Raw genomic sequence first — 25,943 nt, forward strand, 5'->3', positions numbered from 1 at the left:
CCGCACAAAACCAATAACGAGAATCAAACCATCAGGACGTGAACGATGCAAAGCGTCTTCTTGCCCCACTGATCGTTGATCTCGGCACGCACTGCGCGCCGCACGGATTCGGCGACCGCATCGGGATCGCGGCGCTTCGCGCGCGGCAAGCTCTCCACGGTGGTGACAACCGCATCGAACACATCGTCTGCGATCACCACGCCTTCCTTATTCTTTTCCGGAATACCGACCAGATCAACCTCGGGATCGTCGGCCAGTTCGCCTTTGTCCGTCAGTGCAATGGCGACGAAGGCGCAGCCGGCGAACGCCAGCCGCCGCCGCTCGATCACCGCGCGCGCCTTATCGGGCTCAAGGATATTGCCGTCCTTGTAAAGACGGCCGTTGGGTAGTTCCTCGATGATCGCCGGATCGCCCGGCCCCAGCCGCACCAGATCGCCGTTCTTGCAGATCAGCACCTTCGGCACGCCACAGGCCCGCGCCAGCTTTGCGTGTTCCGACAGGTGCAGCGCCTCGCCGTGGACCGGGATCAGCAGTTGCGGGCGCACCCACGAGATCATGTCGCGCAATTCGTCGCGGCGCGGATGTCCCGAGACATGCACCATGTGGGTGCGGTCGGTGATGATCTCGATGCCCTGCGTGACAAGACCATTGATGATCGCGCTGACGGCCTTCTCGTTGCCCGGAATCGTGCGCGATGAAAAGATCACGGTGTCGCCCCTGTTGAGCGTCACCTGCGGATGATCGTCATTGGCGATCCGCGCCAGCGCTGCACGCGGCTCGCCCTGGCTGCCTGTACACAGCGCCAGCACCTTGTCCGGTGGGAAATGGCCATAGAGATCTGCGCCGCGAAACGGCTGCACGCCGTCGAGGTAGCCGGTTTCACGCGCGACCTGCACCACGCGCTCCATCGCGCGGCCCACAACAACAACCTCGCGATCGGCGGCTTTCGCGGCATCCGCCACGGCGCGCAGCCGCGCCACGTTGGATGCGAATGTCGTCACCGCGACGCGCCCGCGTGCGGCCTTCACCAGTTCGGTGATGTTCTTGGCGACTTCCTGCTCCGAGGGCGAGCGGCCTTCGCGCACCGCATTGGTCGAATCGCCGACCAGCGCCAGCACGCCCTCGTCGCCCAGTTCGCGCAGCCGCTTCTCGTCGGTCGGCTTGCCGATGATTGGCGTCGGGTCGATCTTCCAGTCGCCGGTGTGTAGCACCGTGCCGGCCGGGGTCTTGATCCCGAGCGCATGGGATTCGGGAATCGAATGCGCCACCGGAATGAATTCGACGCTGAAGGGACCGATGTTCACCGTGCCGCCGGACGGCACGACGGTGACCGGGATCTTCGGCGGATTGCGTTCGCTGGCACATTTCGCCTCGAACAGCGAAGCGCTGAACTGGGTCGCGTAAATGGGACATTTCAGCTGCGGCCACAGATCGATGATCGCACCGAAATGATCCTCATGGGCGTGGGTCAGCACCAGACCCATCAGGTTCTTCCGCTCCTTCACCAAGAAACGGATATCCGGCATGATGACGTCGATACCCGGCAGATGCTCCTCATTGCCGAAAGACACGCCGAGATCGACCGCGAGCCAGCTCCGCTGGTGGCGGTTGCCGAGACCATAGATCGACAGGTTCATGCCGATCTCACCGACGCCGCCGAGCGGCGCAAACGTCAACTCATCCGGACGAGACATCAGGCTGCTCCAGACGATTTGGCCGATCCGAAATGCACGTCGCCGGCGGCAATCGGTGTGCGCTTGCCGTCATGGCCCGCGATGATGAGACAACCGGTGTCATCGATGGTCTCGAAAATTCCCTCGACGCTCGCTCCACCCGACTGTACCGAGACAGGCTCGCCGAGCCCTGCGGCACGCTCCAGCCACAGCCGGCGGATGTCGGGAAAGCCTTTGCCGTTTTCCCAGACGCCGCGATACTCGACCCATGAGTCCGACAGCGCCATGAACAGGTCTTCTGCGCCGGCCGTGATCCCCAGCGCCGCCAGCGACGTCGCGGGATAAGGCGTTCCCTCCGGCGCGGACACCACATTGGTTCCCATGCCGACGGCAACCGCGAGATTGCCGCCGATGGTTTCCGCCTCCAGCAAAATACCTGACAGCTTCTCGCCGCTCGCCAGAACGTCGTTCGGCCATTTCAGAAGAAACGTGCTGTTGGCTGTGCCGCCAGATCGCATTCGGTATTCCAGACTGATGGCCTGCAAGGCCGCTTCGAGTGCGAGCCCCGCTGCAAAGCCCAGCGTCGCTGCGACGGGGGGCTGCACGTCGATGGTCTCGACGATGGTGGCTGCGAGATTGCCGCGCGGGGATATCCATGCGCGCTGACGGCGTCCGCGTCCAGCGGTTTGCTGGTCCGTCACCAGCCATAGAGGACCGCGTTCCCCCGCCCGCGCCCGTTCGAGCGCCTCGGCATTGGTCGATCCAATACTGTCGAACGCTTCCAGACGGTAGTTCTGGGCTCTGGCTCGCGGACCGAGCGCGAATACCATTAAAACAGCGACTTCGCGGCCGCCGTGGCTGCGCTGACCAACGGCGCGGGATAGACGAAGAACAGCACGTTGAAGACACCCGCGATGGCCAGCACGAACCTAAGTTCGCCACCCATCGGCTCGACCGCTTCCTTCGGCTCGTCGAAATACATCACCTTGACGATGGTGAGATAGTAAAACGCGCCGACCACGCTGGTCAGGACGCCGATCACGGCGAGCGTGAACAAGCCGGCATTGATCGCGGCAAGGAACACATAGAACTTCGCGAAGAAGCCTGCGAGCGGCGGAATGCCGGCCAGCGAGAACAGGAACATCGCAAAGAAGAATGCCAGCAGCGGATTGGTGCGCGACAATCCGGCGAAGTCGCTGATGGTTTCGACGGCCTGACCATTGCGCTTCATGGCGATGATGATGGCGAAGGTGCCGAGGGTCATGGCGACATAGATCGCGATATAGACCAGAACGCCCTGCGCGCCCTGCTGGGTTCCGGCGGCGAGGCCGACCAGCGCGAAACCCATGTGGCCGATGGAGGAGTACGCCATCAGGCGCTTGATGTTCTTCTGACCGATGGCGGCAAACGATCCCAGCGCCATCGAGGCGATGGAGACGAACACCACGATCTGCTGCCACTGCGGTACGATGCCCGGAAACGCGGTGAGCGCCACGCGGGTGAACACAGCGAGCGCCGCGACCTTCGGCGCGGATGCGAAGAACGCGGTGACTGGCGTCGGCGCGCCTTCGTAAACGTCCGGCGTCCACATGTGGAACGGCACGGCGGAAATCTTGAAGCAGAGACCGGCGAGCAGGAACACGAGACCGAACAGCAGGCCGACATTGGCGCTCTTCGCTTCCGCCGCGATGCCAGCGAAGCTGACCGTGCCGGTGAAGCCGTAAACCAGCGACGCGCCGTAGAGCAGCATGCCGGACGACAGCGCGCCGAGGACAAAGTACTTCAGGCCCGCTTCGGTCGACTTGGTGTCGTCGCGGTGGCTGGCCGCCACGACATAGAGCGCGAGGCTCATCAGTTCGAGGCCAAGATAGAGCATGATAAGATCGCCGGCGGAGATCAGCACCATCATGCCGACGGTCGAGAGCATAATCAGAATGGCGTATTCGAAAATCTTGGCCTGCTGCGCGAGATAGCCGCGCGACAGGATCAGCGCCGTGCCGGAGCCGATCAGTGCCAGCACCTTCAGGAACCGCGCGAAGTCATCGACGATGAAGCTGCCCCCGAACGTCGTCAGCTTGCCTGCCGGCAGCCAGAAGATCAGCACGCCCGTTATCGCGAGAAGAGCAATCGCCAGCCCCGTCACAAGCTGCGTCGTCTGCTGGCCGCGGAACGCGCCCAGCATCAGCAGCGCCATGGCGCCTATCGCCAGCACCAGTTCCGGCAGCACGGGGAGCAGCGAATACCCAGCGAAAGTCATAAGCCCGATCCCGCCCTTACTGAACCAACGCCGCCGCTTTCACAGCGGTGATGGCGGTGTTGTAATTATTCACAAGCTGCTGCACCGACGCCGCCGACATATCGAGCACCGGCTTCGGATACACGCCAAAGAGAATGGTGAGGACCACGAGTGGCGCCAGAATGACCCCTTCCCGCAGCGTCAGATCCTTGATGCCCTGCAAGGCCGGCTTGTCGAGCACGCCGAACACCACCTTGCGATAGAGCCACAGCGCATAGGCCGCCGACAGGATGACGCCCAGCGACGCCACCGTCGCGGTCGGGATGCTCACCTTGAAGGTGCCGAGCAGCGTGAGGAATTCACCTACGAAGCCCGAGGTTCCCGGCAGGCCGACATTGGCCATCGTGAACACGAGGAACACGAAGGCATAAAGTGGCATCCGGTTCACCAGGCCGCCATAGGCCGCGATCTCGCGGGTATGCAGCCGGTCGTAGACGACGCCAACGCAGAGGAACAGCGCACCGGAGACGATGCCGTGCGAAATCATCTGGAACACACCACCTGCGACGCCCTGCATGGTGCCCGCGAAAATGCCCATGGTGACGAAGCCCATGTGAGCGACCGACGAATAGGCAATCAGCTTCTTGATGTCTTCCTGCATCAGCGCGACCAGCGACGTGTAGACGATCGCAACGGCTGACAGCGTGAAGATCAGCGGCGCGAAGTCATACGAGGCCAGCGGGAACATCGGCAGCGAAAAGCGCAGGAAGCCATAGCCGCCCATCTTCAGCATGATCGCGGCGAGCACAACGGAGCCTGCCGTCGGCGCTTCGACGTGCGCGTCTGGCAGCCAGGTGTGGACCGGCCACATCGGCATTTTCACCGCGAAGGACGCGAAGAACGCCAGCCAGGCCCATGTCTGCAGGCTGCGCGGCACGGCGGTGTGCATCAGCGTCGGAATATCAGTGGTGCCGGCGTTCAGATACAGCGCCATAATGGCGAGCAGCATCAGCACCGAGCCCAGCAGCGTGTAGAGGAAGAACTTGAAGCTGGCATAGACCCGGCGTGGGCCGCCCCACACGCCGATGATCAGGAACATCGGAATCAGGCCGCCTTCGAAAAACAGATAGAACAGCACGAGGTCGAGCGCGGAAAACGTGCCGATCATCAGCGTTTCGAGGAACAGAAACGCCATCATGTATTCGCGCACGCGCTTGGTAACCGACTTCCAGCTCGCCAGAATGCAGAACGGCATCAGCGCAGTGGTCAGGATCACGAACGGCAGCGAAATGCCGTCGACGCCCATGTGATAGGTGATGGTGTTGGCGAGCCACGGCGCCTTTTCGACGAACTGGAAGCCCGGATTCGACGGATCGAACCGCAACACCAGAATGATCGACACCGCGAAGGTGATGATCGTCGTCCACAGCGCGATCCAGCGCGCGTTGCCGCGCGCGGCCTCGTCGTCGCCGCGGCTCAGATAGATCAGGATCGCGCCGACAACCGGCAGGAACGTGACGACCGACAGGATGGGCCAGGTTGTCATCATTGGCCCCCAAGACCGAAGATAAACCATGTGATGAGACCAGCCACGCCGATCAGCATCGCAAAGGCATAGTGATAGAGATAGCCGGTTTGCAGACGCACCACGTTGCGCGTCACATCCAGCACGCGCGCCGACACGCCGTCAGGCCCGAAACCGTCGATGACGAAGCCGTCGCCCTTCTTCCACAGGAAGCGGCCAAGCCACTTCGTCGGGCGCACGAAGATGATGTCGTACAGCTCGTCGAAGTACCACTTGTTGAGGAAGAAATTATAGAGCAGCGGCTGCTGGTGCGCGAGTTCGACCGGCAGATACGGCTTACGGATGTAGAACAGCCACGAGACGAGGAAGCCGAGCGCCATCATCACCGTCGGCAGGAACGCGATCATCGCGGGGATGTGATGCATCTCCTCGATGATTTTCGGATTCATCTTCAGCGACGAGCGGAAGAACTCCCCGATGCCGTGCCCGGCAAACAGTTCCTTAAACGGGAAGCCCGCGAGGATCGAACCCGCGGCCAAGAGGCCGAGCGGGATCAGCATCGTATAGGGGCTCTCATGCGCCGCCTCATGATGGTGCGCGTCATGCGGTTCGCCATGGAACGTCTTGAAGATCAGGCGCCAAGAATAGAACGAGGTGAGGCCCGCCGCGACCACGGTGCAGAGGAAGCCGTATAGCGCGAACGGATTGTGCGCGACGAAGGCGGCCTCGATGATTGCATCCTTGGAGAAGTAGCCCGCCGTCAGCGGGAAGCCGGTCAGCGCCAGCGTGCCGATCACCATGGTGATGTAAGTGAACGGAATCCGGTCCTTTAGACCGCCCATGGCGCGGATATCCTGCTCGTGGTGCATCGCGTGGATCACGGAGCCCGCGCCGAGGAACAGCAGCGCCTTGAAGAAGGCGTGGGTGAACAGGTGGAACATGCCGACCGAGTAGGCCCCCGCGCCCATCGCCACGAACATGTAGCCGAGCTGCGAACAGGTCGAATAGGCGATAATGCGCTTGATGTCGTTCTGCACGAGGCCGATGGTCGCGGCGAACAACGCCGTGGTCGCGCCGATCAACATCACGAAGGCTTGCGCATTCGGCGCGAGTTCGAACAGCGGCGACAGGCGGGCCACCATGAACACGCCGGCGGTGACCATGGTCGCGGCGTGGATCAGCGCCGACACTGGGGTCGGGCCTTCCATCGCGTCCGGCAACCAGGTGTGCAGCAGGAACTGCGCCGACTTGCCCATCGCGCCCATGAACAGGAACAGGCAGATCAGCGTGAGCGCGTCGATGTCCCATCGGAAGAAGTGAATGGTCTTGCCGACAAGTCCCGGTGCTGCGGCAAAGATTGTGTCAAAATCGACCGACCCCACCAGCATGAAGATGCCGAAGATGCCGAGCAGGAAACCAAAGTCGCCGACGCGGTTGACGACGAAAGCTTTGATCGCTGCGGCATTCGCCGATGGCTTCTGGAACCAGAAACCGATCAACAGATAGCTCGCAAGACCGACGCCTTCCCAACCGAAGAACAACTGCACGAGATTGTCCGCCGTCACCAGCATCAGCATGGCGAAGGTGAACAGCGACAGATACGCCATGAACCGCGGCCGGTTCGGATCTTCGTGCATGTAGCCGATCGAATACAGATGCACGAGCGACGATACCGAGGTGACCACCACCAGCATCACGGCGGTCAGCGTATCGACGCGGAACGCCCAATTCACGACGAGATCGCCCGAGCCAACCCAGGTCAGCAGTTGAACTCGCGCATCATGATGCAGGAAGCCGACATCGAATAACGTCACCCATGACAGCGCCGCTGAGATCAGCAGCAAGGCCGTGGTGACGACTTCCGCCGCACGCGAGCCGGCGGCGGGTGGCTCGACCGGGCCGTGATCGTCGTGCGCATGATCGTCGTGCGCAGCGTGGGTATGAGCCGCATCGTGCCCGTGATCGCCATGCCCATGACCGTGCGCATGGTCCATTTCGTCGCCGCTCGGATTGCGCCGATGCGCGCCATACAGCGTGATCGCGCCCGCGAGGAGCGCGCCGATCAGCGGCAGGAAGACGATGGCTTGAATCATAACGACGTCCCCAAGCGAAGCCCGGCGGCACAAAGCATCGCCCGACCTCTGCTCATATCATTGAGCATGATCTGATCCGAAAACCGGTTCCCACTTTTCGGGATCATGCTCGTTAGCCCTTCATCAGATTGATGTCCTCGACCGCAATCGATCCCCGATTGCGGAAGAACACCACCAGCACGGCGAGACCGATCGCGGCCTCGGCGGCGGCGACCGTCAGCACCAGCAACGCGAACACCTGTCCCACGATGTCGCCGAGGAACGACGAGAACGCCACCAGATTGATATTCACGGCCAGCAGAATGAGTTCGATCGACATCAGGATGACGATCACGTTCTTCCGGTTGAGGAAGATGCCAAGAATGCCGATCGTGAACAGGATCGCGGCGACAGCGAGATAGTGACCGAGGCCGATCGTCATTTCACCCACTCCCCGGAATCAGCATCCTGCAAGCCCTGCCCCACGGCGACCTTGCGCACGTCCATCGCGGCGGCCTTCGTGCGCGCGTTCTGGACGTTGATGTCCTGCCGCTTCACGCTCGGCTTGTGCCGCAGCGTCAGCACGATGGCGCCGATCATGGCGACCAGCAGCACCATTCCCGACAACTGGAAGTACGGCAGATATTTCGTGTACAGCACGAGGCCGAGCGCCTCGGTGTTGGTGACGCCGCCCGGAATCGGCGACGTGATCGCCTTCGCGATATTCGGGTTCAGAACCCAGCCGCCGGCCACCAGCAGCAGTTCGGCGAGGAACACCGCGCCGATCAAAAGGCCGAACGGCAGATATTCGATGAAGCCCTGGCGCAGTTCGGCGAAGTCCACGTCCAGCATCATGATGACGAACAGGAACAGCACCGCGACGGCGCCGACGTAAACGACGATGAGGATCATGGCGAGGAATTCCGCGCCGAGCAGCATGAAAAGCCCCGCCGCGTTGACGAACGCCAGGATCAGGAACAGCACCGAGTGCACGGGATTGCGCGACGTCACGACCATGATCGCGGACGCCACGCAAACGCCGGCGAACAGATAAAAGAAGAGCGCTGGACCGATCATACCTTCACCTCACCGGTACGGCGCATCGAGTTCGATATTCTTCGCAATCTCGCGCTCCCAGCGGTCGCCGTTGGCGAGCAGCCTCGCCTTGTCATAATAAAGTTCCTCGCGCGTTTCCGTCGCGAATTCAAAGTTCGGCCCCTCAACGATGGCGTCGACCGGGCAGGCTTCCTGGCAAAGTCCGCAGTAGATGCACTTCACCATGTCGATGTCGTAGCGCACCGTGCGGCGGGTGCCGTCGTTGCGGCGCGGACCGGCCTCGATGGTGATGGCCTGCGCCGGGCAGATCGCCTCGCACAGCTTGCAGGCGATGCAGCGTTCCTCACCGTTCGGATAACGGCGCAGCGCGTGCTCGCCCCGGAAGCGGGGTGAGATCGGCCCCTTCTCGAAGGGGTAGTTCAACGTCGGCTTCGGCTTGAAGAAGTAACGCATGGCGAGAATGAACGCCGAAACGAACTCTTTCAGCAGAAGCGAATTGGCTGTGCTTGCTATGCTCATGACATCCTCACTTCGGCGCAAGCCCCGCGAATTGCAGAACACCGGCGACGATGATGACCATCGCCAGCGACAACGGCAGGAACACTTTCCAGCCCAGACGCATGAGCTGGTCGTAGCGGTAGCGCGGCACGATCGCCTTCGCCATCGCGATCATGAAGAACATGAAGAACAGCTTGAGGCTGAACCAGATCACGCCCGGCACCCAGTTGAAGGGCGGCAGATCGATCGGCGGCAACCAGCCGCCCATGAACAGGATGGCCCCCAGCGCGCACATGGTGCAGATCGCGACATATTCGCCGAGCATGAACAGCAGATACGGCGTCGAGCCGTATTCGGTCATGAAGCCGGCGACCAGTTCGGATTCCGCTTCGACCAGGTCGAACGGCGGGCGATTGGTTTCCGCCAGCGCCGAGACGTAAAACACGACGAACATCGGCAGCAGGGGCAGCCAGTACCAGTTCAGGAACGTCAGCCACGGCAGGCCGATCAGGCTGGCGAGACCGCGGGTGTGCTGCGCCTCAACCACGGCCGTGAGATTCAGCGAACCGGCGCACAGCAGCACCGTGATGATGACGAAGCCGATGGAAACTTCGTAGGACACCATCTGCGCGGCGGAGCGAAGCGCGGCGAGAAACGGATACTTCGAGTTCGACGACCAGCCGGCCATGATGATGCCGTAGACCGACAGCGACGAGATCGCGAAGATGTAGAGGATACCGACATTGATGTCGGCGATCACCCAGTTGAGGTTGACCGGGATCACCGCCCAAGCCGCGAGCGCCAACACGCAACTCACCAGTGGCGCGAGCAGGAACACGCCCTTGTTGGCGCCGTCCGGAATCGTCGGTTCCTTGAGCACGAACTTCAGCAGGTCCGCGAAGGATTGCAGCAGGCCCCATGGCCCGACCACGTTAGGGCCGCGCCGGATCTGCACCGCCGCCCAGATCTTGCGGTCTGCCAGCAGGATGTAGGCAATCGCGATCAGCAGCACGACGAGCATCAGCACGCTCTGCGCGACAATGATGATCAGCGGCCACAGAAAGCCTGTCCACAACTCGCTTGTGAAGAATTCGGTCATCGGATCACATTCACTCCGCTGCCGTCAGGACTTGCCCGGAGGCGAGCTTGGAACATTCGGCCATCACGGCGGATGCCCGCGCGATGGGATTAGTCAGGTAGAAATCCTCGACCGGGCTCTTGAAGACGCCCTTCTCGACCGAACCGCCGCGCGCCGCAAGCGTCTTCACGCTCGCTGCATCACCAGCCTCGATCTGGTCGATCCGCATCAGGTGCGGCGCGGCCCTGAAGATCGCCTGCCGCAACGCGCCCAGCGAGTCATAAGGCAGCTTCTTGCCCAGTGCATCCGACAGCGCGCGGACAATGGCCCAGTCCTCGCGCGCGTCGCCCGGCGGGAACGCGGCGCGGTTGGCCATCTGTGTACGGCCCTCGGTATTGACGTAGATGCCGGCCTTCTCGGTGTACGCCGCGCCCGGCAGGATCACGTCGGCGCGGTGCGCGCCCTTGTCGCCGTGGGTGCCGATGTAGACCACAAAGGTGCCTTCGGCCGGCGCAATGTCATCCGCGCCGAGCGAGAACAGCACGTCGAGCGTGCCGAACGTCGTCATCTGCGCCACATTCAGGCCGCCCGCACCCGGCGTGAAGCCGATGTCGAGCGCGCCGACCTGCGAGGCCGCCTTGTGAAGCACGGCGAAGCCGTTCCAGCCGTCCTTCAGCGCGCCGAAGTCCACCGCGAGTTTCGCCGCCAGCGCCAGCACAGCCGAACCATCGTGACGCCCTGCAACGCCTGCGCCCACCAGCACGATCGGGTTCTTGGCGCCCTTCAGCACATCGGCGAAGGAATGCTTGCCCGCAGCCAGATCGCTCAGCGTATCGGTGCCCGCGCCTAGATGCTCATAGCTATAGGTGAGATCAGCCTTGTCGCCGATCACGCCGATCTTGAGCTGACCCGTGCGCCAGCGCTTGCGGATGCGCGCGTTGAGCACAGCCGCTTCCTTGCGTGGATTGGAGCCGACGATCAGCAACGCATCCGCCTGCTCGATGCCGGCGATGGTCGGATTGAAGATGTAGGACGCGCGGCCCGCCTTCGGATCAAACGCGGCGCCGTCCTGCGGGGCGACATTGGCCGAGCCGAACTTCGCCAGCAGTTCCTTGAGCGCGAACATCTCCTCGACGGCGGCGAGATCGCCCGCGACCGCACCGATGCGCTTGCCGTCGGTGCGCGCAACCGCCGCGGCGATCTTCGCGAAGGCTTCGCTCCATGTGGCCGCGCGCAGCTTGCCATCTTCACGGACATAAGGCCGGTCGAGACGCTGGGTGCGCAGGCCATCGACGATGTGCCGCGTCTTGTCGGAAATCCATTCCTCGTTCACGTTCTCATTGATGCGCGGCAGGATACGCATCACTTCGCGGCCGCGCGTATCGACTCGGATCGCCGAACCGACCGCGTCCATCACGTCGATGGACTGGGTCTTCTGCAATTCCCACGGACGCGCCGCGAACGCATAGGGCTTGGAGGTCAGCGCGCCGACCGGGCAGATGTCCACGAGATTGCCCTGCAACTCTGACGTCAGCGCACTTTCCAGATAGGTCGTGATCTCGACGTCCTCGCCGCGGCCGGTCAGGCCCATTTCCGGCACGCCGCACACTTCCGTGGTGAAGCGGACGCAGCGCGTGCACTGGATGCAGCGATTCATCGAAGTCTTCACCAGCACGCCGATGTATTTGTCTTCGACCGCGCGCTTGTTCTCGGCGAACCGGCTGGTATCGACGCCGTAACCCATCGCCTGATCCTGCAAATCGCATTCGCCGCCCTGATCGCAGATCGGGCAATCGAGCGGATGGTTGATCAGCAGGAATTCCATCACGCCTTCGCGTGCCTTCTTCACGATCGGCGACTTGGTGCTGACCGACGGCAGTTCGCCTTTCGGACCCGGGCGGCAATCGCGCACACCCCAAGCACAGCTTGCGACCGGCTTCGGCGAACCCGCAACCTCGACGAGGCACATGCGGCAGTTACCGGCGATGGACAGACGCTCGTGATAACAGAAGCGCGGAATTTCAGCGCCCGCCGCCTCGCACGCCTGCAACAGCGTGTACTCGGCCGGAACATCGATCTCTTTGCCGTCGATGAGAATCTTGGTCATCGCATTCACTCCGCCGCGACCATGTGGGCCGGATCGAGGATGCCCTGGTCATCCAGCGTGGCCTTGCGCGTGAAATCGTCGATGCGCCGTTCGATCTCCGGACGGAAGGCGCGGATCAGGCCCTGGATCGGCCACGCCGCCGCGTCGCCCAGCGCGCAGATGGTGTGGCCTTCGACCTGCTTGGTGACTTCCAGCAGCATGTCGATCTCGCGCTTGTGGGCGCGGCCCTCGACCATGCGCGACAGCACGCGCCACATCCAGCCGGTGCCCTCGCGGCACGGCGTGCACTGGCCGCAGCTCTCATGCTTGAAGAAGTAGGAAATGCGCGCGATGGCCGCGACCACGTCGGTCGACTTGTCCATCACGATCATGCCGGCAGTGCCGAGGCTCGACTTCACCGCACGGGTGCCATCGAAATCCATGATCAGTTCCTGGCAATCCGCCGCCGGGATCAGCGGACAGGATGCGCCGCCGGGGATGATCGCCAGCAGGTTGTCCCAGCCGCCGCGAATGCCGCCGCCGTGCTTCTCGACCAGTTCGCGGAACGTGGTGCCCATGGCGTCTTCGACGACGCAGGGCGTGTTCACATGACCCGAGATGCCGAACAGCTTGGTGCCGACATTGTTCGCGCGGCCGATGCCCGCGAACCACGCCGCACCCCGGCGCAGGATGTCCGGCGCGACCGCGATCGACTCCACGTTGTTCACGGTGGTCGGGCAGCCATAAAGACCGACGTTGGCCGGGAACGGCGGCTTCAGCCGCGGCTGGCCCTTCTTGCCTTCGAGGCTTTCGAGCAGCGCGGTTTCCTCGCCACAGATGTAAGCACCCGCGCCGTGGTGGACATACATGTCGAACGGATAGCCGTGGATGTTGTCCTTGCCGATCAGCTTGGCCTCGTAAGCCTGATCGACGGCAGCCTGCAGATGCTCGCGCTCGCGGATGAATTCGCCGCGCACATAGACGTAGCAGACATGCGCGCCCATGGCCGCGCTGGCGATCAGGCAGCCTTCCACCAGCAGATGCGGATCGTGCCGCATGATCTCGCGATCCTTGCAGGTGCCCGGCTCGGATTCGTCGGCATTGACGACAAGATAGCTCGGCCGTCCGTCGGCATTGTCCTTCGGCATGAACGACCACTTCATGCCGGTCGGGAATCCCGCGCCGCCGCGTCCGCGCAGGCCGGACGCCTTCATCTCGTTGACGATCCAGTCGCGGCCCTTGTCGATGATGGCCTTGGTGCCGTCCCAGGCTCCGCGCGCGCGCGCGCCCTTCAGGCCCCAGTCCTCGAGGCCGTAGAGATTGCGGAAGATGCGGTCCTTGTCGTCGAGCATGATCGCTACCTTAAGACCCCGAACGCTTGGATTGCTGATAGGCGAGCCCCGCCGCCATCACGCCGAAGCCGATGGCCCAGAACACGGCGGACTGAAGTTCGGACTTCAGGATGTAGAAGTTCAGCACGAAGATGAAGACCGCCGCGCAAAGCGCATGCAGCCCGATGTAACGGATCTTGTCGGCTGTCATGACTTGTCCCCCTTCGGCGGATTGGCCTTGCTGGCGTCGCCCATCGGCGGCTTCGGCGCAGGGCGCTCCTGCACGTTGGCGGACTCGGTCTGCTTCTTGGGTTCGGCATCTGCCAGCACCGGCTCCTTTTTCGGAGCGGATGTGCTGCTCTTGGTGCCGGAGTCGGACTTGAGCGAGGTCAGTCCAGTCACGGGCGCGGCATACTGACGGTCGATCTGCGGACCCGGCTTCGGCGGATTGCCAGTCTCGAAGCCGTCGAGCACCTTGTTCAGCAGATCCGGTGTCAGATCCTCGTAGGTGTCCTTCCAGATCATGACCATCGGCGCGTTCACGCAGGCACCGAGGCACTCGACCTCTTCCCAACTGAAGTTACCGTCATCAGATACATGGAACTGATCGTGATGAATGCGGTGCTTGCAGACCTCGATCAGATCCTTCGCGCCGCGCAGCATGCAGGGCGTGGTGCCGCAGACCTGAACGTGCGCCTTCTTGCCGACCGGCTCGAGCTGGAACATCGTGTAGAAGGTCGCGATTTCGAGCACGCGGATATAGGGCATATGAAGCAGATCGGCGACCGCACGGATCGCGGCTTCCGACACCCAGCCCTCATGCTGCTCCTGCACGCGCCACAGGACCGGAATCACCGCCGACGCCTGCCGGCCCGGCGGATACTTCTCGATCTGCGCCTTCGCCCACGCCAAATTCTCCGCGCTGAACGCGAAACTGGCGGGCTGCTTTTCTTTCGGGGCCAAACGGCGAACGGCCATCGTTTAGGTCTTTCGATCTTTCATTGCGCCAGCTTTTATTGCGTCATGGCGCGGCGCGCATTGCCTGAGTTCAAACCGTAGATGCGCTCTTCCCAGAACGCGCTCGACGTGGCGAAAACATTGTAGCCGACATGCGAGGCGACCTTGATGCGGTCGAGCGTGGAGAGTTGCGTCAGCGCCTCGAAGCGATCGGTGGCCGGGTCGTGGATGATGGCCTTCATCGGCGTCTGTTCGAGGATGTAGCGCGACACGCTGTGGGTCGGGTCGTTGCCGTGCTCCTCGCAGACCACCACCGAGTCGGTCTCCAGAATCCGCTTGCCGCCCTTCATGGCGTCGATCTCGACGCCTTCGACGTCGAGCTTGATGATGTACTTGCCCTCCGCCGCCACCCGTCCATCGTCGATCAGGTTGTCGAGCGAAAGCACCTGAACTTCCTCCCCACCCGCGTTTTCGCCGCCGGCGATGCTGAAAGCTTCATGCTTGGTGCCGGACAGGCGCGCGATGCCGCGCGTCGCGCCGATGGCGGCATGGATCGGATAAAACCGGTTGCCGTTGATCTTGGCGTTATGCGCGAGCCGCGGAAAATTTTTCGACGATGGCTCCATCGCAATCGACCGGTGCGAGCCGAAGCGTCGGCTGGAAACCATCACCGACCAATAGCCGTAATTGGCGCCGCAATCGATCAGCGTGTAGTCGACGTCCGCGGAATCCAGCAGGAACAGTTCCAGTTCGTCCTCGTACTTGAACGTACGGTTGAGCAGCTTGCTCCAGTAGCCGTCGCCATAGGGGAACGAGAACGTCGCGTCGGGATTGAGCATGATGTTGATGTCGCGCTCCGGCAGCAGCGTTTTCAACAGATTGGCGCAATCGTTATAGCCGCGGTGCGAGATGAGCGCGCCCACCTTCGATCCCGCGATCAGCGCAAGGCCAATGCCGCGCTCCCACGGACTGGCGCCACGCATGTCGCCGGTGACGCGATCGAAAACGATGGGCGGCTGGGCCATCACCGGTCCACCTCACCGAACACGATGTCGAGCGAACCGAGGATGGCGGAAACGTCGGCCAGCAGATGGCCCCTGCAAATAAAGTCCATCGCCTGAAGGTGGGCGAAGCCCGGCGCGCGGATCTTGCATTTGTAAGGCTTGTTGGTGCCGTCAGCGACCAGGAACACACCGAACTCGCCCTTCGGCGCTTCCACCGCAGCGTAGACTTCGCCGGCGGGAACGCGGACGCCTTCGGTGTAGAGTTTGAAGTGATGGATCAGCGCTTCCATCGAGCGTTTCATCTCGCCACGGCGCGGCGGCACGATCTTGTTGTCCTCGACAACGACGGGGCCCTGCCCGTCCGGCGCGCGCAGCTTCTCGATGCACTGCTTCATGATGCGCACCGACTGGCGCATCTCTTCCATGCGGATGCAGTAGCGGTCGTAGCAGTCGCCGTTCTTTCCGATGGGAATATCGAAATCCATCTCGGCGTAGCATTCGTAAGGCTGCGACTTGCGCAGATCCCATGCAGCGCCCGAGCCGCGCACCATCACGCCCGAGAAGCCCCACTCCCACGCCTGCTCCAGCGTGACCACGCCGATATCGACGTTGCGCTGCTTGAAGATGCGGTTGTCGGTCAGAAGGGTCTCGAGGTCGTCAACAACCTTCAGGAACGGATCGCACCAGGCATCGATGTCGCCGATCAGCTTCGGCGGCAGGTCCTGATGCACGCCGCCGACGCGGAAGAATGCTGCGTGCATGCGCGAGCCCGAGGCGCGCTCATAGAACACCATCAGCTTTTCGCGTTCCTCGAAGCCCCATAGCGGCGGCGTCAGCGCACCGACGTCCATCGCCTGCGTGGTGACGTTGAGGAGATGCGACAGGATGCGGCCGATCTCGCAGTAAAGCACGCGGATCAACTGGCCACGGCGCGGCACGGTGATGCCGAGCAGCTTTTCCGCCGCGAGGCAGAACGCATGCTCCTGATTCATCGGCGCGACGTAATCGAGCCGGTCGAAATACGGAATCGCCTGCAGATAGGTCTTCTGCTCGATCAGCTTCTCGGTGCCGCGATGAAGCAGGCCGATATGCGGATCGACGCGCTCGACCACTTCGCCGTCGAGCTCCAGCACAAGCCGCAACACGCCGTGCGCCGCCGGATGCTGCGGTCCGAAGTTGATGGTGAAGTTGCGCATGCCGGGCTGTTCAGTCATCAGCCACCTGCCTTCGGCGTATCAGCCTTCTCGTCGCCCGGCAGCGGATAGTCCGCGCCTTCCCATGGCGAGAGGAAATCGAACTTGCGGAATTCCTGATTGAGCCGGACCGGCTCGTACACCACGCGCTTTTCGGAATCGTCGTAGCGGACCTCGACGAAACCAGTCAGCGGGAAATCCTTGCGCAGCGGATGACCGTCGAAACCGTAATCGGTCAGCAGGCGGCGCATGTCGGGATGACCGGTGAAAATCACGCCGTAAAGATCGTAGGTCTCGCGCTCGAACCAGTCCGCGCCCGGAAACACCGTGATAATCGACGGCACCTGGGTGGATTCGTTGGCTTCGCCGCGCAGCCGCAGCCGTGTGTTCAGCACCGGCGACAGGAAGTGATAGATCACATCGAAGCGGTTCTCGCGGCCCGGATAATCCACCGCCGTCACATCGGTGACGTTGACGAAGCGGAAGCGCGGATCGCTCTTCAGCAGGCGGACGATATCCACGATCTTCGCCAGATCGACCGATACCGTCAGTTCATTGAACGCCACCGCATACCCGAGCGCCGCGCCCGGAAGCGCGGCCACAATCGTTTCGCCAAGCGTGTTGAGTCGCGCGTCGTCCATCAGCGTTACCGTTCAATCGTGCCGGTGCGCCGGATCTTCTTCTGCAGCAGCAGCACGCCGTAAAGCAGCGCTTCCGCCGTCGGAGGACAGCCCGGAACGTAAATATCGACGGGCACGATGCGATCGCAGCCGCGCACCACCGAATAGGAATAATGATAGTAGCCACCGCCGTTTGCGCACGATCCCATCGAGATCACATAGCGCGGCTCCGGCATCTGGTCATAGACCTTGCGCAAAGCCGGCGCCATTTTGTTGGTCAGCGTACCGGCGACGATCATGACGTCGGACTGGCGCGGCGACGCGCGCGGGGCGAAGCCGAAGCGTTCGACGTCGTAGCGCGGCATCGAGACCTGCATCATCTCGACCGCGCAGCAGGCAAGACCGAAGGTCATCCACATCAGCGAGCCGGTGCGCGCCCATGTGATCAGGTCGTCGGTCGCGGCAACGAAGAAGCCCTTGTCGGACAGTTCGTTGTTCACCTCGAGGAAATATTTGTCATCCGCGCCGATCGGCTGACCGGTGCGCGGGTCGAGAATCCCTGTGGCCGCCTGGGAAACCATTGGCTGCCTGACGGGAGCAACTGTCGGGTTCAATCCCATTCGAGCGCTCCCTTCTTCCACTCATACGCAAAGCCGATGGTCAGCACGCCAAGAAACACCATCATCGACCAGAACCCGGCGAGGCCGAGCTTTCCGAACGCCACCGCCCACGGAAACAGGAAGGCGACTTCGAGATCGAAGATGATGAAAAGGATCGCGACGAGATAGAACCGGACGTCGAACTTCATGCGCGCGTCGTCGAATGCATTGAATCCGCATTCGTAGGCCGAGAGCTTTTCCGGGTCAGGCTGCTGATAGGCGACGATGAAGGGCGCAATCAGGAGCGCAAGACCGATCACGGCCGCTACCCCGATAAACACCACTAGTGGCAGATAATTCTGCAGAATTCCGCCCATCGGCGACCCTCGTGCTGCCCGAATTTGCCTCGCGGATTCGCGAAACATTGGAATGGTTCGAAAGGGATAGCGCAGCGCAACAGGGAGGGCAAGACAAGCTGTTTTGAGGCGCGTTCCCGCTTCCATCGCCCCGGGAAAACCGCCCCTGACCGGATTGTCCTGGATCAACAGGCGCCGCCGATGGCCTGATCCGGTGCGCCTATTACGTGCGCGAACGACGCCGGGGACCGGCGCATCTGCGACCTTTGGCTTAGTCCTGCGGTCCTGTGCAATTTATGACAGCAGCCGTGCGATTTCCTTGCCGCATGCCACCGTATCGGCCTTGCCGCCTAGGTCCCGCGTCCGCATTTTCTCGTCCGCCAGAACGGTCTCGATGGCGGAGACAATGGCTTGGCCTGCATCCGGCTCTCCGAGATGATCCAGCATCATCGCCGCCGACCAGATCTGGCCCACCGGGTTGGCAATCCCCTGCCCGGCAATGTCCGGCGCGGAGCCGTGAACCGGCTCGAACAGCGAGGGAAACTTGCGTTCCGGATTGAGGCTGCCCGACGGGGCAATGCCGATGGTTCCGGTGCAGGCCGGCCCAAGGTCCGACAGGATGTCTCCGAACAGGTTCGATCCGACCACGACGTCGAACCAGTCCGGATGCAGCACGAAGTTCGCGGCCAGAATATCGATATGATACTTGTCCCATTTCACGCCCGGATAGGCTTTCGCCATCTCTTCCACGCGCTCGTCCCAGTACGGCATGGTGATCGAGATGCCGTTGGACTTGGTCGCGGATGTCAGGTGTTTCTTGGGGCGGCTCTGGGCCAGTTCGAACGCGAACTTCAGAATCCGGTCGACGCCGGTGCGCGACATGACGGTTTCCTGAATCACCACCTCGCGGTCGGTGCCGGGAAACATGCGCCCGCCGATGGACGAGTATTCGCCTTCAGTGTTCTCGCGCACGACGAAAAAGTCGATGTCGCCGGGCTTCCTGCCGGCCAGCGGCGACGTCACGCCGGGCATCAGGCGCACGGGACGCAGGTTGACGTACTGGTCGAACTCCCTGCGAAACTGGATCAGCGAGCCCCACAGCGAAATGTGGTCCGGCAGAATCGACGGCATGCCGACCGCGCCGAAGAAGATCGCATCATGGCCGCCGATCTGGGCCTTCCAGTCGTCCGGCATCATCTTGCCGTGCTTCTGATAGTAGTCGCAGGACGCGAAGTCGAAGGAGTCGAGCGTTAGTTCAAAATTGAACTTCTTGGCCGCCGCTTCCAGCACGCGCAGGCCCTCCGGCACCACTTCCTTGCCGATACCATCGCCGGGAATCACGGCCAGCCTGTATTTCCTGTTGGTCCCGGTTCTGGTGGACGACATGCTGACGTTCCTCGCCTGACATATGTTTTGAGGGGAATTCTTGGCGTCCGGAGCGAACGCGCCCCAGCAATACAGGACAGCGTGCGGCGGCCAAAACCCTGAATCGCAACTGGCGGGAATGCGGCAGGCGCAGTTCACGGCCGGACAAATCGGCCCGGCGGGCGCGCCGCGCACCTCGCGTCGTCAGTAAACCACTGAATAAATGGGGGGATTTTTTAAGGATGGCGCGAGAGACGGGGCTCGAACCCGCGACCTCCGGCGTGACAGGCCGGCGCTCTAACCAACTGAGCTACTCCCGCGTGGATCGAATACGAACCGCACAGGAGGTGGGACTTAAAGGGGCGAACATTCCAAGTCAAGGTTGTTGCAAATCCCCTTGTGTGTCAGCCTCTTTTCCACCGTCGATTTAAATAAGCGCCTGTTTATGGGCAAAACTCGTAGTCAGGACTCTCCCGAATCAACTAAGCCCTGATATATCGTTAGTTCCGCACCGCCACGTGCCCTAGAGGAGGACCAATATGGCGAAGAAAGCAGCTACCCCGGCCACAGTGACCCTCAAGCATCTCGCCGCCGCGCTCGCCGAAGAGCACGAGTTGTCGAAGAAGACCGCCGAAGCCATCCTCGGCGACCTCGTCACCAAGATCACCAAGCACCTCAAGAAGGGCGAGCGCATCCGCATCGTCGGCCTCGGCATCCTTCAGGTCCGCAAGCGCGCCGCCCGCATGGGCCGCAACCCCGCCACCGGCGAAGCGATCCAGATCAAGGCCAGCAAGAAGGTTGCCTTCCGCGCCGCCAAGGAACTCAAGGAAGCCGTCTAAACAACGGCCTAACTCGCAGAGATCAAACGCCGTTCCGGTCGCGACACGCGATGCCGGGATGGCGTTTTCTTTTGGGGGGCACCGACACGAGATCGCGCGCAATGTCCAGATTGTCATTGCCGGGCTTGACCCGGCAATCCATCTCCCAGGAAATGTATTTCCCGAAGTGAGATGGATACGCGGGTCAAGCCCGCGTATGACGATCGAAACCGGAGCCGCCCATCTTGTCCCCTAACTTCACCCACACCGTCCTCGACAGATTCCTGCGTTACGTCCGAATCGACACCCAGTCCGATGCGTCGTCGCCCACCTGCCCCTCCACAGAAAAGCAGAAAGACCTCGGCCGCCTGCTCGCCCAGGAATTGCGCGATCTCGGGCTCAAAGACGCGCATATGGACGAGCACGGCTATGTCTATGGCACGCTGCCCGCGAACACCGGCAAGACCGTGCCCGTCATCTGCTTCTGCTCGCACATGGACACCTCGCCGGACTGCACCGGCAAGGACGTGAAACCGCAGATCGTTCGCAACTACCGGGGCGGCGACATCATGCTGCCCGCCGATCCAAAGCAGATCATCCGCGCCGCCGAGCATCCCGCGCTCGCCGAGCAGATCGGCAATGACATCGTCACCACCGACGGCACCACGCTGCTCGGAGCCGACAACAAGGCCGGCGTCGCTGAGATCATGGACGCCGTGCAGGTGCTGCTCGCCAATCCGCAGATCAGGCACGGCACCATCAAGATCCTGTTCACACCCGACGAGGAAATCGGCCGCGGCGCGGACAAGGTCGATCTGACAAAACTCGGCGCCGCCTTCGGCTACACCATCGACGGCGAAAGCGTCGGCCACCTTGAGGACGAAACGTTTTCGGCGGACGGCGTGACCATCACCATCCAGGGCGTCAGCGCGCATCCCGGTTTCGCCAAGGGCAAGATGGAGCACGCGCTCAAGATTGCCGCGCGCATCGTCGACCGGCTGCCGCAGGACATGACTCCGGAAACCACCGAAGGCCGCGAGGGCTTTCTGCATCCTGTGGGCCTGGAAGGCGGCCTCGACAGCGCAACGCTGTCCCTGATCGTGCGAGACTTTACCGAACAGGGCCTGAAGGAAAAGGAAGGCCTGCTCGAAGACCTTGTCCGTGCCGTCATGAAGGATTTTCCGCGCTCGTCCTACCGGATCGAGGTCAAGCAGCAGTACCGCAACATGAAAGAGGTTCTCGACCGTCACCCCGAAGTGGTCGAGAACGCGCTGGAAGCGATCGGCCGCGCCGGCGTGCAGCCGGTGCTCAGCAGCATCCGCGGCGGCACCGACGGGTCGCGCCTGTCCTTCATGGGTCTGCCCTGCCCGAACATTTTCGCGGGCGAACACGCCTTTCACTCGCGCCTCGAATGGGTCAGCGTTCAGGACATGGAAGCGGCGGTGCGAACCATCGTGCACCTCGCGGCGCTCTGGGAAGAAAAAGCATGATCCGGAATATCAGACGCCTCGGCGCGGCCTTCGCGTTGGCGCTGGTGCTCCTCGCGCCACTGGCTGCAGGAGCACAGGAACAGCTGTTCGACATCACCGTGACGGCGGATGCGACGAAGGCCAACGGCAGCCCGTGGGACGGCGTGCCGCGGCTCGGCAATTCAAAGCTCAATCTCAACGCGGCCCCCGATATCGCGGTGTGCCTCGTGCGTGCGAATGCAAAGCCGGAATGCCTGTGGCGTCCCGAAGGACGCCGCCTGTTGTCGGTTTGTCAAAACCAAACGACCTGCACGTTCAGCAATGTCGCGCTCCAGCCGATGCCGATCGGACTGGTGTTCGTCGATATCGACGCGCGCAACCACGACATTATCGACGTGGCCATCCTGACCGACAAGAACGACGCCAGGGCCAACGAGGAGATTGCGGATTCGCTGCGCACCGCGATGACGGTACTGACGCCGCAGCGCTCCGAGGACACCAAGGAGCATCTCGTCCGCGATGCGAAGCTGCTGGCCCTCGCCGATTGCACTGGCGGCAAGCCGTGCCGGCTGACGCGGTCGCAGTTCACGCTAACGAAAAAGTAGCCAGACAGCGTGATGAGCGCATCTCGTTTACACCGAGAAAGCCAAGTATTTATTCCCGCATCCGCAACTGAAGCATCGGCAGCACGTCGTAGCGCGCGCCGATATTCGCCTTGATCATCGGGTCTTCCGCGACGATGGCGCGGACGTCATCCATGGTTTCGTTGTCGGCGGTTTCGAACAGCGACATGCCCCAGCCGCCTGACGGATCGGCCACCGGACCGTGTGCGACGACGCCGCCTTCTGCCAGCAGCGCTTGCAGGAAGTCGCCATGCGCTTTCATCAGCGACTTCTGCTCGAGCGTCATGGTCTTGAGGAAATCGGGGCCGGGAGGAATGAAACGGCACAGGAAATACTTCATCACACACATCGCTCTGGGGGCCGACGATAGCGAGTTGCTTAGGCGGGCAACATGGCGGAGGCGTGACGGTGGTAGGCGGTGACGGATTCGAACCGCCGACCCTCTCGGTGTAAACGAGATGCTCTAACCAGCTGAGCTAACCGCCCTCGATGCCGTTGAATGACCGGCGATGCCCGCGTGTTTTAGCTGGACGGGCCCCTTTGGCGCAACCCGGCATCGCCCGCGGCAGGGAATTTGTTTGGGCATGATTCCCCACACGGACAGCCTGCTTCGGAGAGGATGCTCCCCTTAAAACAAAGAAAAACGGCGCCCTTTCGGGCGCCGCTTCCATCTCGTTCAAAAAGCCGCTCAGTGCGCGGTCAGGCCGCCGGCCGCTTCATCGGCGCCATCCGGCTTGGCCAGCGCCTTGACGTCCTCTTCCCAGACGATCGGAACGGGCTTGCGCACCAGCGCCTTGGCCAGCACTTCGTCCATCCGAGCGACCGGGATGATCTCCATGCCGCCCTTGATGGCGTCGGAAATCTCCGTCAGGTCCTTGGCGTTGTCTTCCGGAATAAAGACTGTCTTGATGCCGCCACGTGCGGCCGCAAGCAGCTTTTCTTTCAGACCGCCGATCGGCAGCACCCTGCCCCGCAGCGTGATCTCGCCGGTCATGGCGACATCATGCCGGATCGGGATGCCGGTCAGCACCGACACGATCGCGGTCGTCATCGCAACGCCGGCCGACGGACCATCCTTGGGCGTCGCGCCTTCCGGCACGTGCACATGGATGTCGCGACGGTCGAACAGCGGCGGCTCGATGCCGTAGTTGATCGCCCGCGAGCGGACGTAGGACGCAGCAGCCGAGATCGACTCCTTCATCACGTCGCGCAGGTTGCCCGTCACCGTCATGCGGCCCTTGCCGGGCATCATGACGCTTTCGATGGTGAGCAGCTCGCCGCCGACATCGGTCCACGCCAGACCCGTCACGACGCCCACCTGGTCGTCGCTCTCGATCTCGCCGTAGCGATACTTCGGCACGCCGAGGAACTCCTCGACCACAGCCGCCGTCACCTTTACCGACTTCTTCTTCGAGATCATGAGTTCCTTCACACCCTTGCGGGCCAGTGTCGAAATCTCACGCTCGAGGTTACGCACGCCCGCTTCGCGGGTGTAGCGGCGGATCAGGAACGACAGCGCCTCATCGTCGATCGACCATTCCTTCGTGGTCAGGCCGTGCTTGGCGATCGCGTTCGGGATGAGATGCTTGCGGGCGATCTCGACCTTCTCGTTCTCGGTGTAGCCGGCAATCCGGATGATCTCCATGCGGTCCATCAGAGGGCCGGGAATATTGAGCGTATTCGCGGTTGTGATGAACATCACGTTCGACAGATCGTAGTCGACTTCCAGATAGTGGTCGGCGAACGTCGCGTTCTGCTCGGGGTCGAGGACCTCAAGCAAAGCCGACGACGGATCGCCGCGGAAGTCCGCGCCCATCTTGTCGATCTCGTCCAGCAGGAATAGCGGGTTCGAGGTCTTCGCCTTGCGCATCGACTGGATGATCTTGCCGGGCATCGAGCCGATATAGGTGCGGCGGTGTCCGCGGATTTCCGCTTCATCCCGCACGCCGCCCAGCGACACGCGCACGAACTCACGTCCGGTCGCCTTCGCGATCGACTTGCCAAGCGAGGTCTTGCCGACGCCCGGAGGGCCGACGAGGCACAGGATCGGTCCGGTCAGCTTGTTGGCGCGAGACTGCACGGCGAGATACTCGACGATGCGGTCCTTGACCTTCTCAAGCCCGTAGTGATCCGAGTCGAGCACTTCCTGCGCGGCAACGAGGTCCTTCTTGACCTTGGACTTCTTGCCCCATGGAATCGACAGCAGCCAATCGAGATAGTTGCGCACGACCGTGGCCTCGGCGGACATCGGAGACATCTGCCGCAGCTTCTTGAGCTCGTGGGTCGCCTTCTCGCGAGCTTCCTTCGAGAGCTTGGTCTTGGCGATCTTCTCTTCCAGATCGGCCAGCTCGTCGCGACCTTCGTCGTCGCCGAGTTCCTTCTGGATCGCCTTCATCTGCTCGTTGAGGTAGTACTCGCGCTGGGTCTTCTCCATCTGGCGCTTGACGCGCGAGCGGATCTTCTTTTCGACCTGCAGGACCGAGATTTCGCTCTCCATCAGACCCATCACCTTCTCAAGGCGCTGGGAGACGGACAGGGTTTCAAGGATCGCCTGACGATCGGAAATCTTGACGGCAAGATGCGACGCCACGGTGTCCGCGAGCTTCGCGAAATCCGTGATCTGCTGAACGACGCCCACCACCTCGGCGGAAATCTTCTTGTTCAGCTTCACGTAGCTCTCGAAGTCCGACACGACCGAGCGCGACAGCGCTTCCGCCTCGACGCTCTTGGCGTCGACGTCGGCGAGCGCGACTGCTTCGGCTTCGTAGAAGTCGGAGCGATCGGAATACTTGCCGGCCTTGGCGCGCTCCAGGCCCTCCACCAGCACCTTCACGGTGCCGTCGGGCAATTTCAGGAGCTGCAACACACTGGCGAGCGTGCCGATCTCATAGATGGAATCCGGAGCAGGATCATCATCGGACGCATTCTTCTGCGTCGCGAGGAAGATCAGCGCATCGTTCTTCATCACCTCTTCGAGCGCCTTGATCGACTTCTCGCGGCCGACGAACAGCGGCACGATCATATGCGGGAAGACGACGATGTCGCGAAGCGGCAGCACCGGATAGGAATGGCTTTCGCCGTGAACGATGGTTGGACGAGGCTTTGAGGCAGTCATGCCCATATTCCTTTTGTTGCGCCCCCTTGCACGCAGTCCGCCGTACTGACGCAACCGCCACAAGGTGCCGTGTGTACCGGAAAAGAAAGAGCTCTTTTGAGCCACTGGCCGCGATACGGCCACTCACCCGCCCGGGTCGATTGCTGCGAATCTCGGAAGGTCTTCGTTCCGCAGCACACCATTAGGTGGCTATGGCATATGGGGGTGTCAAGAGAGCGAAAACCCCTGCCAGTCTTGGCTTATTCTAAAGCGGAGACGAACACGACAAT

General features: G+C 62.2%; 24 protein-coding genes and 2 tRNA genes. 3 read left to right on the forward strand and 23 right to left on the reverse strand.

Translation table 11 applies throughout. The features are described from left to right. Nucleotides 1-23: 23 nt before the first annotated feature. The 20 genes from LVY71_RS13570 to LVY71_RS13665 form a co-directional block, all read right to left on the reverse strand. Entirely contained in the window at nt 24-1,694 is a 1,671-nt protein-coding gene (locus LVY71_RS13570; RefSeq protein WP_235100404.1) for a ribonuclease J, read from the reverse strand. Next, a complete protein-coding gene (locus tag LVY71_RS13575) occupies nt 1,694-2,503 on the reverse strand; it encodes a biotin--[acetyl-CoA-carboxylase] ligase (RefSeq protein WP_235100405.1) in 810 nt (269 codons plus the stop codon). The genes LVY71_RS13570 and LVY71_RS13575 overlap by 1 nt, the downstream gene beginning before the upstream one ends. Further along, entirely contained in the window at nt 2,503-3,930 is a 1,428-nt protein-coding gene (gene nuoN / locus LVY71_RS13580; RefSeq protein ID WP_235100406.1) for an NADH-quinone oxidoreductase subunit NuoN, read from the reverse strand. The genes LVY71_RS13575 and nuoN overlap by 1 nt, the downstream gene beginning before the upstream one ends. Nucleotides 3,931-3,946: 16 nt before the next feature. After that, entirely contained in the window at nt 3,947-5,455 is a 1,509-nt protein-coding gene (locus tag LVY71_RS13585; protein WP_235100407.1) for an NADH-quinone oxidoreductase subunit M, read from the reverse strand. Continuing rightward, nucleotides 5,455-7,527 carry an NADH-quinone oxidoreductase subunit L gene (nuoL, locus tag LVY71_RS13590; RefSeq protein ID WP_235100408.1) on the reverse strand — a complete coding sequence of 691 codons (2,073 nt, stop codon included), beginning with the start codon at nt 7,525-7,527 and terminating at the stop codon, nt 5,455-5,457. Before nuoL ends, LVY71_RS13585 begins: the two co-directional genes overlap by 1 nt. A 112-nt stretch (nt 7,528-7,639) precedes the next feature. Beyond that, nucleotides 7,640-7,948, reverse strand: a complete 309-nt coding sequence (gene nuoK, locus LVY71_RS13595) for an NADH-quinone oxidoreductase subunit NuoK (protein ID WP_024575298.1) — start codon at nt 7,946-7,948, stop codon at nt 7,640-7,642. Next, complete coding sequence (locus tag LVY71_RS13600; protein ID WP_235100409.1) at nt 7,945-8,583, reverse strand: NADH-quinone oxidoreductase subunit J; 639 nt, start codon at nt 8,581-8,583, stop codon at nt 7,945-7,947. Before LVY71_RS13600 ends, nuoK begins: the two co-directional genes overlap by 4 nt. Before the next feature lie 9 nt (nt 8,584-8,592). After that, nucleotides 8,593-9,081, reverse strand: a complete 489-nt coding sequence (gene nuoI / locus LVY71_RS13605) for an NADH-quinone oxidoreductase subunit NuoI (protein ID WP_235100410.1) — start codon at nt 9,079-9,081, stop codon at nt 8,593-8,595. Between the two features lie 7 nt (nt 9,082-9,088). Then, a complete protein-coding gene (gene nuoH / locus LVY71_RS13610; RefSeq protein ID WP_235100411.1) occupies nt 9,089-10,159 on the reverse strand; it encodes an NADH-quinone oxidoreductase subunit NuoH in 1,071 nt (356 codons plus the stop codon). A 10-nt stretch (nt 10,160-10,169) separates the two neighbouring features. Next, nucleotides 10,170-12,245 carry an NADH-quinone oxidoreductase subunit NuoG gene (gene nuoG / locus LVY71_RS13615; RefSeq protein ID WP_235100412.1) on the reverse strand — a complete coding sequence of 692 codons (2,076 nt, stop codon included), beginning with the start codon at nt 12,243-12,245 and terminating at the stop codon, nt 10,170-10,172. A 5-nt stretch (nt 12,246-12,250) separates the two neighbouring features. Continuing rightward, nucleotides 12,251-13,576, reverse strand: coding sequence for an NADH-quinone oxidoreductase subunit NuoF (nuoF, locus tag LVY71_RS13620; protein WP_235100413.1), 1,326 nt, complete (start codon nt 13,574-13,576; stop codon nt 12,251-12,253). 10 nt (nt 13,577-13,586) lie between these two features. Further along, nucleotides 13,587-13,766 carry a hypothetical protein gene (locus tag LVY71_RS13625; protein ID WP_235100414.1) on the reverse strand — a complete coding sequence of 60 codons (180 nt, stop codon included), beginning with the start codon at nt 13,764-13,766 and terminating at the stop codon, nt 13,587-13,589. After that, a complete protein-coding gene (gene nuoE / locus LVY71_RS13630; protein ID WP_235100415.1) occupies nt 13,763-14,533 on the reverse strand; it encodes an NADH-quinone oxidoreductase subunit NuoE in 771 nt (256 codons plus the stop codon). The genes LVY71_RS13625 and nuoE overlap by 4 nt, the downstream gene beginning before the upstream one ends. Nucleotides 14,534-14,568: 35 nt before the next feature. After that, nucleotides 14,569-15,537: an FkbM family methyltransferase gene (locus LVY71_RS13635; RefSeq protein WP_235100416.1), complete on the reverse strand. Its 969-nt coding sequence runs from the start codon at nt 15,535-15,537 to the stop codon at nt 14,569-14,571. Continuing rightward, complete coding sequence (locus LVY71_RS13640; protein ID WP_235100417.1) at nt 15,537-16,730, reverse strand: NADH-quinone oxidoreductase subunit D; 1,194 nt, start codon at nt 16,728-16,730, stop codon at nt 15,537-15,539. Before LVY71_RS13640 ends, LVY71_RS13635 begins: the two co-directional genes overlap by 1 nt. Beyond that, complete coding sequence (locus LVY71_RS13645; protein ID WP_235100418.1) at nt 16,730-17,350, reverse strand: NADH-quinone oxidoreductase subunit C; 621 nt, start codon at nt 17,348-17,350, stop codon at nt 16,730-16,732. The genes LVY71_RS13640 and LVY71_RS13645 overlap by 1 nt, the downstream gene beginning before the upstream one ends. A 5-nt stretch (nt 17,351-17,355) precedes the next feature. Continuing rightward, nucleotides 17,356-17,949, reverse strand: coding sequence for a NuoB/complex I 20 kDa subunit family protein (locus LVY71_RS13650; RefSeq protein ID WP_235100419.1), 594 nt, complete (start codon nt 17,947-17,949; stop codon nt 17,356-17,358). Then, on the reverse strand, nt 17,940-18,305 hold the full coding sequence (locus LVY71_RS13655; protein WP_235100420.1) for an NADH-quinone oxidoreductase subunit A: 366 nt from the start codon (nt 18,303-18,305) through the stop codon (nt 17,940-17,942). Before LVY71_RS13655 ends, LVY71_RS13650 begins: the two co-directional genes overlap by 10 nt. A 273-nt stretch (nt 18,306-18,578) precedes the next feature. Further along, the gene (locus LVY71_RS13660) at nt 18,579-19,670 is read right to left on the reverse strand and encodes a tartrate dehydrogenase (protein WP_235100421.1); all 1,092 of its coding nucleotides are present in this window, start codon (nt 19,668-19,670) and stop codon (nt 18,579-18,581) included. A 222-nt stretch (nt 19,671-19,892) separates the two neighbouring features. Beyond that, a tRNA-Asp gene (locus tag LVY71_RS13665) sits at nt 19,893-19,969 on the reverse strand. Between the two features lie 219 nt (nt 19,970-20,188). On the opposite strand from LVY71_RS13665, the gene LVY71_RS13670 reads away from it, so the two are divergent. The 3 genes from LVY71_RS13670 (at nt 20,189) to LVY71_RS13680 (ending at nt 22,541) form a co-directional block, all read left to right on the forward strand. Next, on the forward strand, nt 20,189-20,488 hold the full coding sequence (locus LVY71_RS13670) for an HU family DNA-binding protein (RefSeq protein WP_235100422.1): 300 nt from the start codon (nt 20,189-20,191) through the stop codon (nt 20,486-20,488). A gap of 224 nt (nt 20,489-20,712) precedes the next feature. Further along, a complete protein-coding gene (pepT, locus tag LVY71_RS13675; protein ID WP_235100423.1) occupies nt 20,713-21,957 on the forward strand; it encodes a peptidase T in 1,245 nt (414 codons plus the stop codon). Continuing rightward, nucleotides 21,954-22,541, forward strand: a complete 588-nt coding sequence (locus tag LVY71_RS13680) for a hypothetical protein (RefSeq protein ID WP_235100424.1) — start codon at nt 21,954-21,956, stop codon at nt 22,539-22,541. The genes pepT and LVY71_RS13680 overlap by 4 nt, the downstream gene beginning before the upstream one ends. Before the next feature lie 49 nt (nt 22,542-22,590). Here LVY71_RS13680 and LVY71_RS13685 read toward each other — a convergent pair whose 3' ends face one another. The 3 genes from LVY71_RS13685 to lon form a co-directional block, all read right to left on the reverse strand. Next, nucleotides 22,591-22,899 (reverse strand): YciI family protein, encoded by a 309-nt coding sequence (locus LVY71_RS13685; protein ID WP_235100425.1) that lies wholly within the window; start codon nt 22,897-22,899, stop codon nt 22,591-22,593. 69 nt (nt 22,900-22,968) lie between these two features. Next, a tRNA-Val gene (locus tag LVY71_RS13690) sits at nt 22,969-23,045 on the reverse strand. A gap of 202 nt (nt 23,046-23,247) precedes the next feature. Beyond that, complete coding sequence (gene lon, locus LVY71_RS13695; RefSeq protein ID WP_235100426.1) at nt 23,248-25,674, reverse strand: endopeptidase La; 2,427 nt, start codon at nt 25,672-25,674, stop codon at nt 23,248-23,250. Nucleotides 25,675-25,943: the final 269 nt, after the last annotated feature.

This window comes from Bradyrhizobium sp. G127 (assembly GCF_021502575.1).
Taxonomy (GTDB): domain Bacteria; phylum Pseudomonadota; class Alphaproteobacteria; order Rhizobiales; family Xanthobacteraceae; genus Afipia.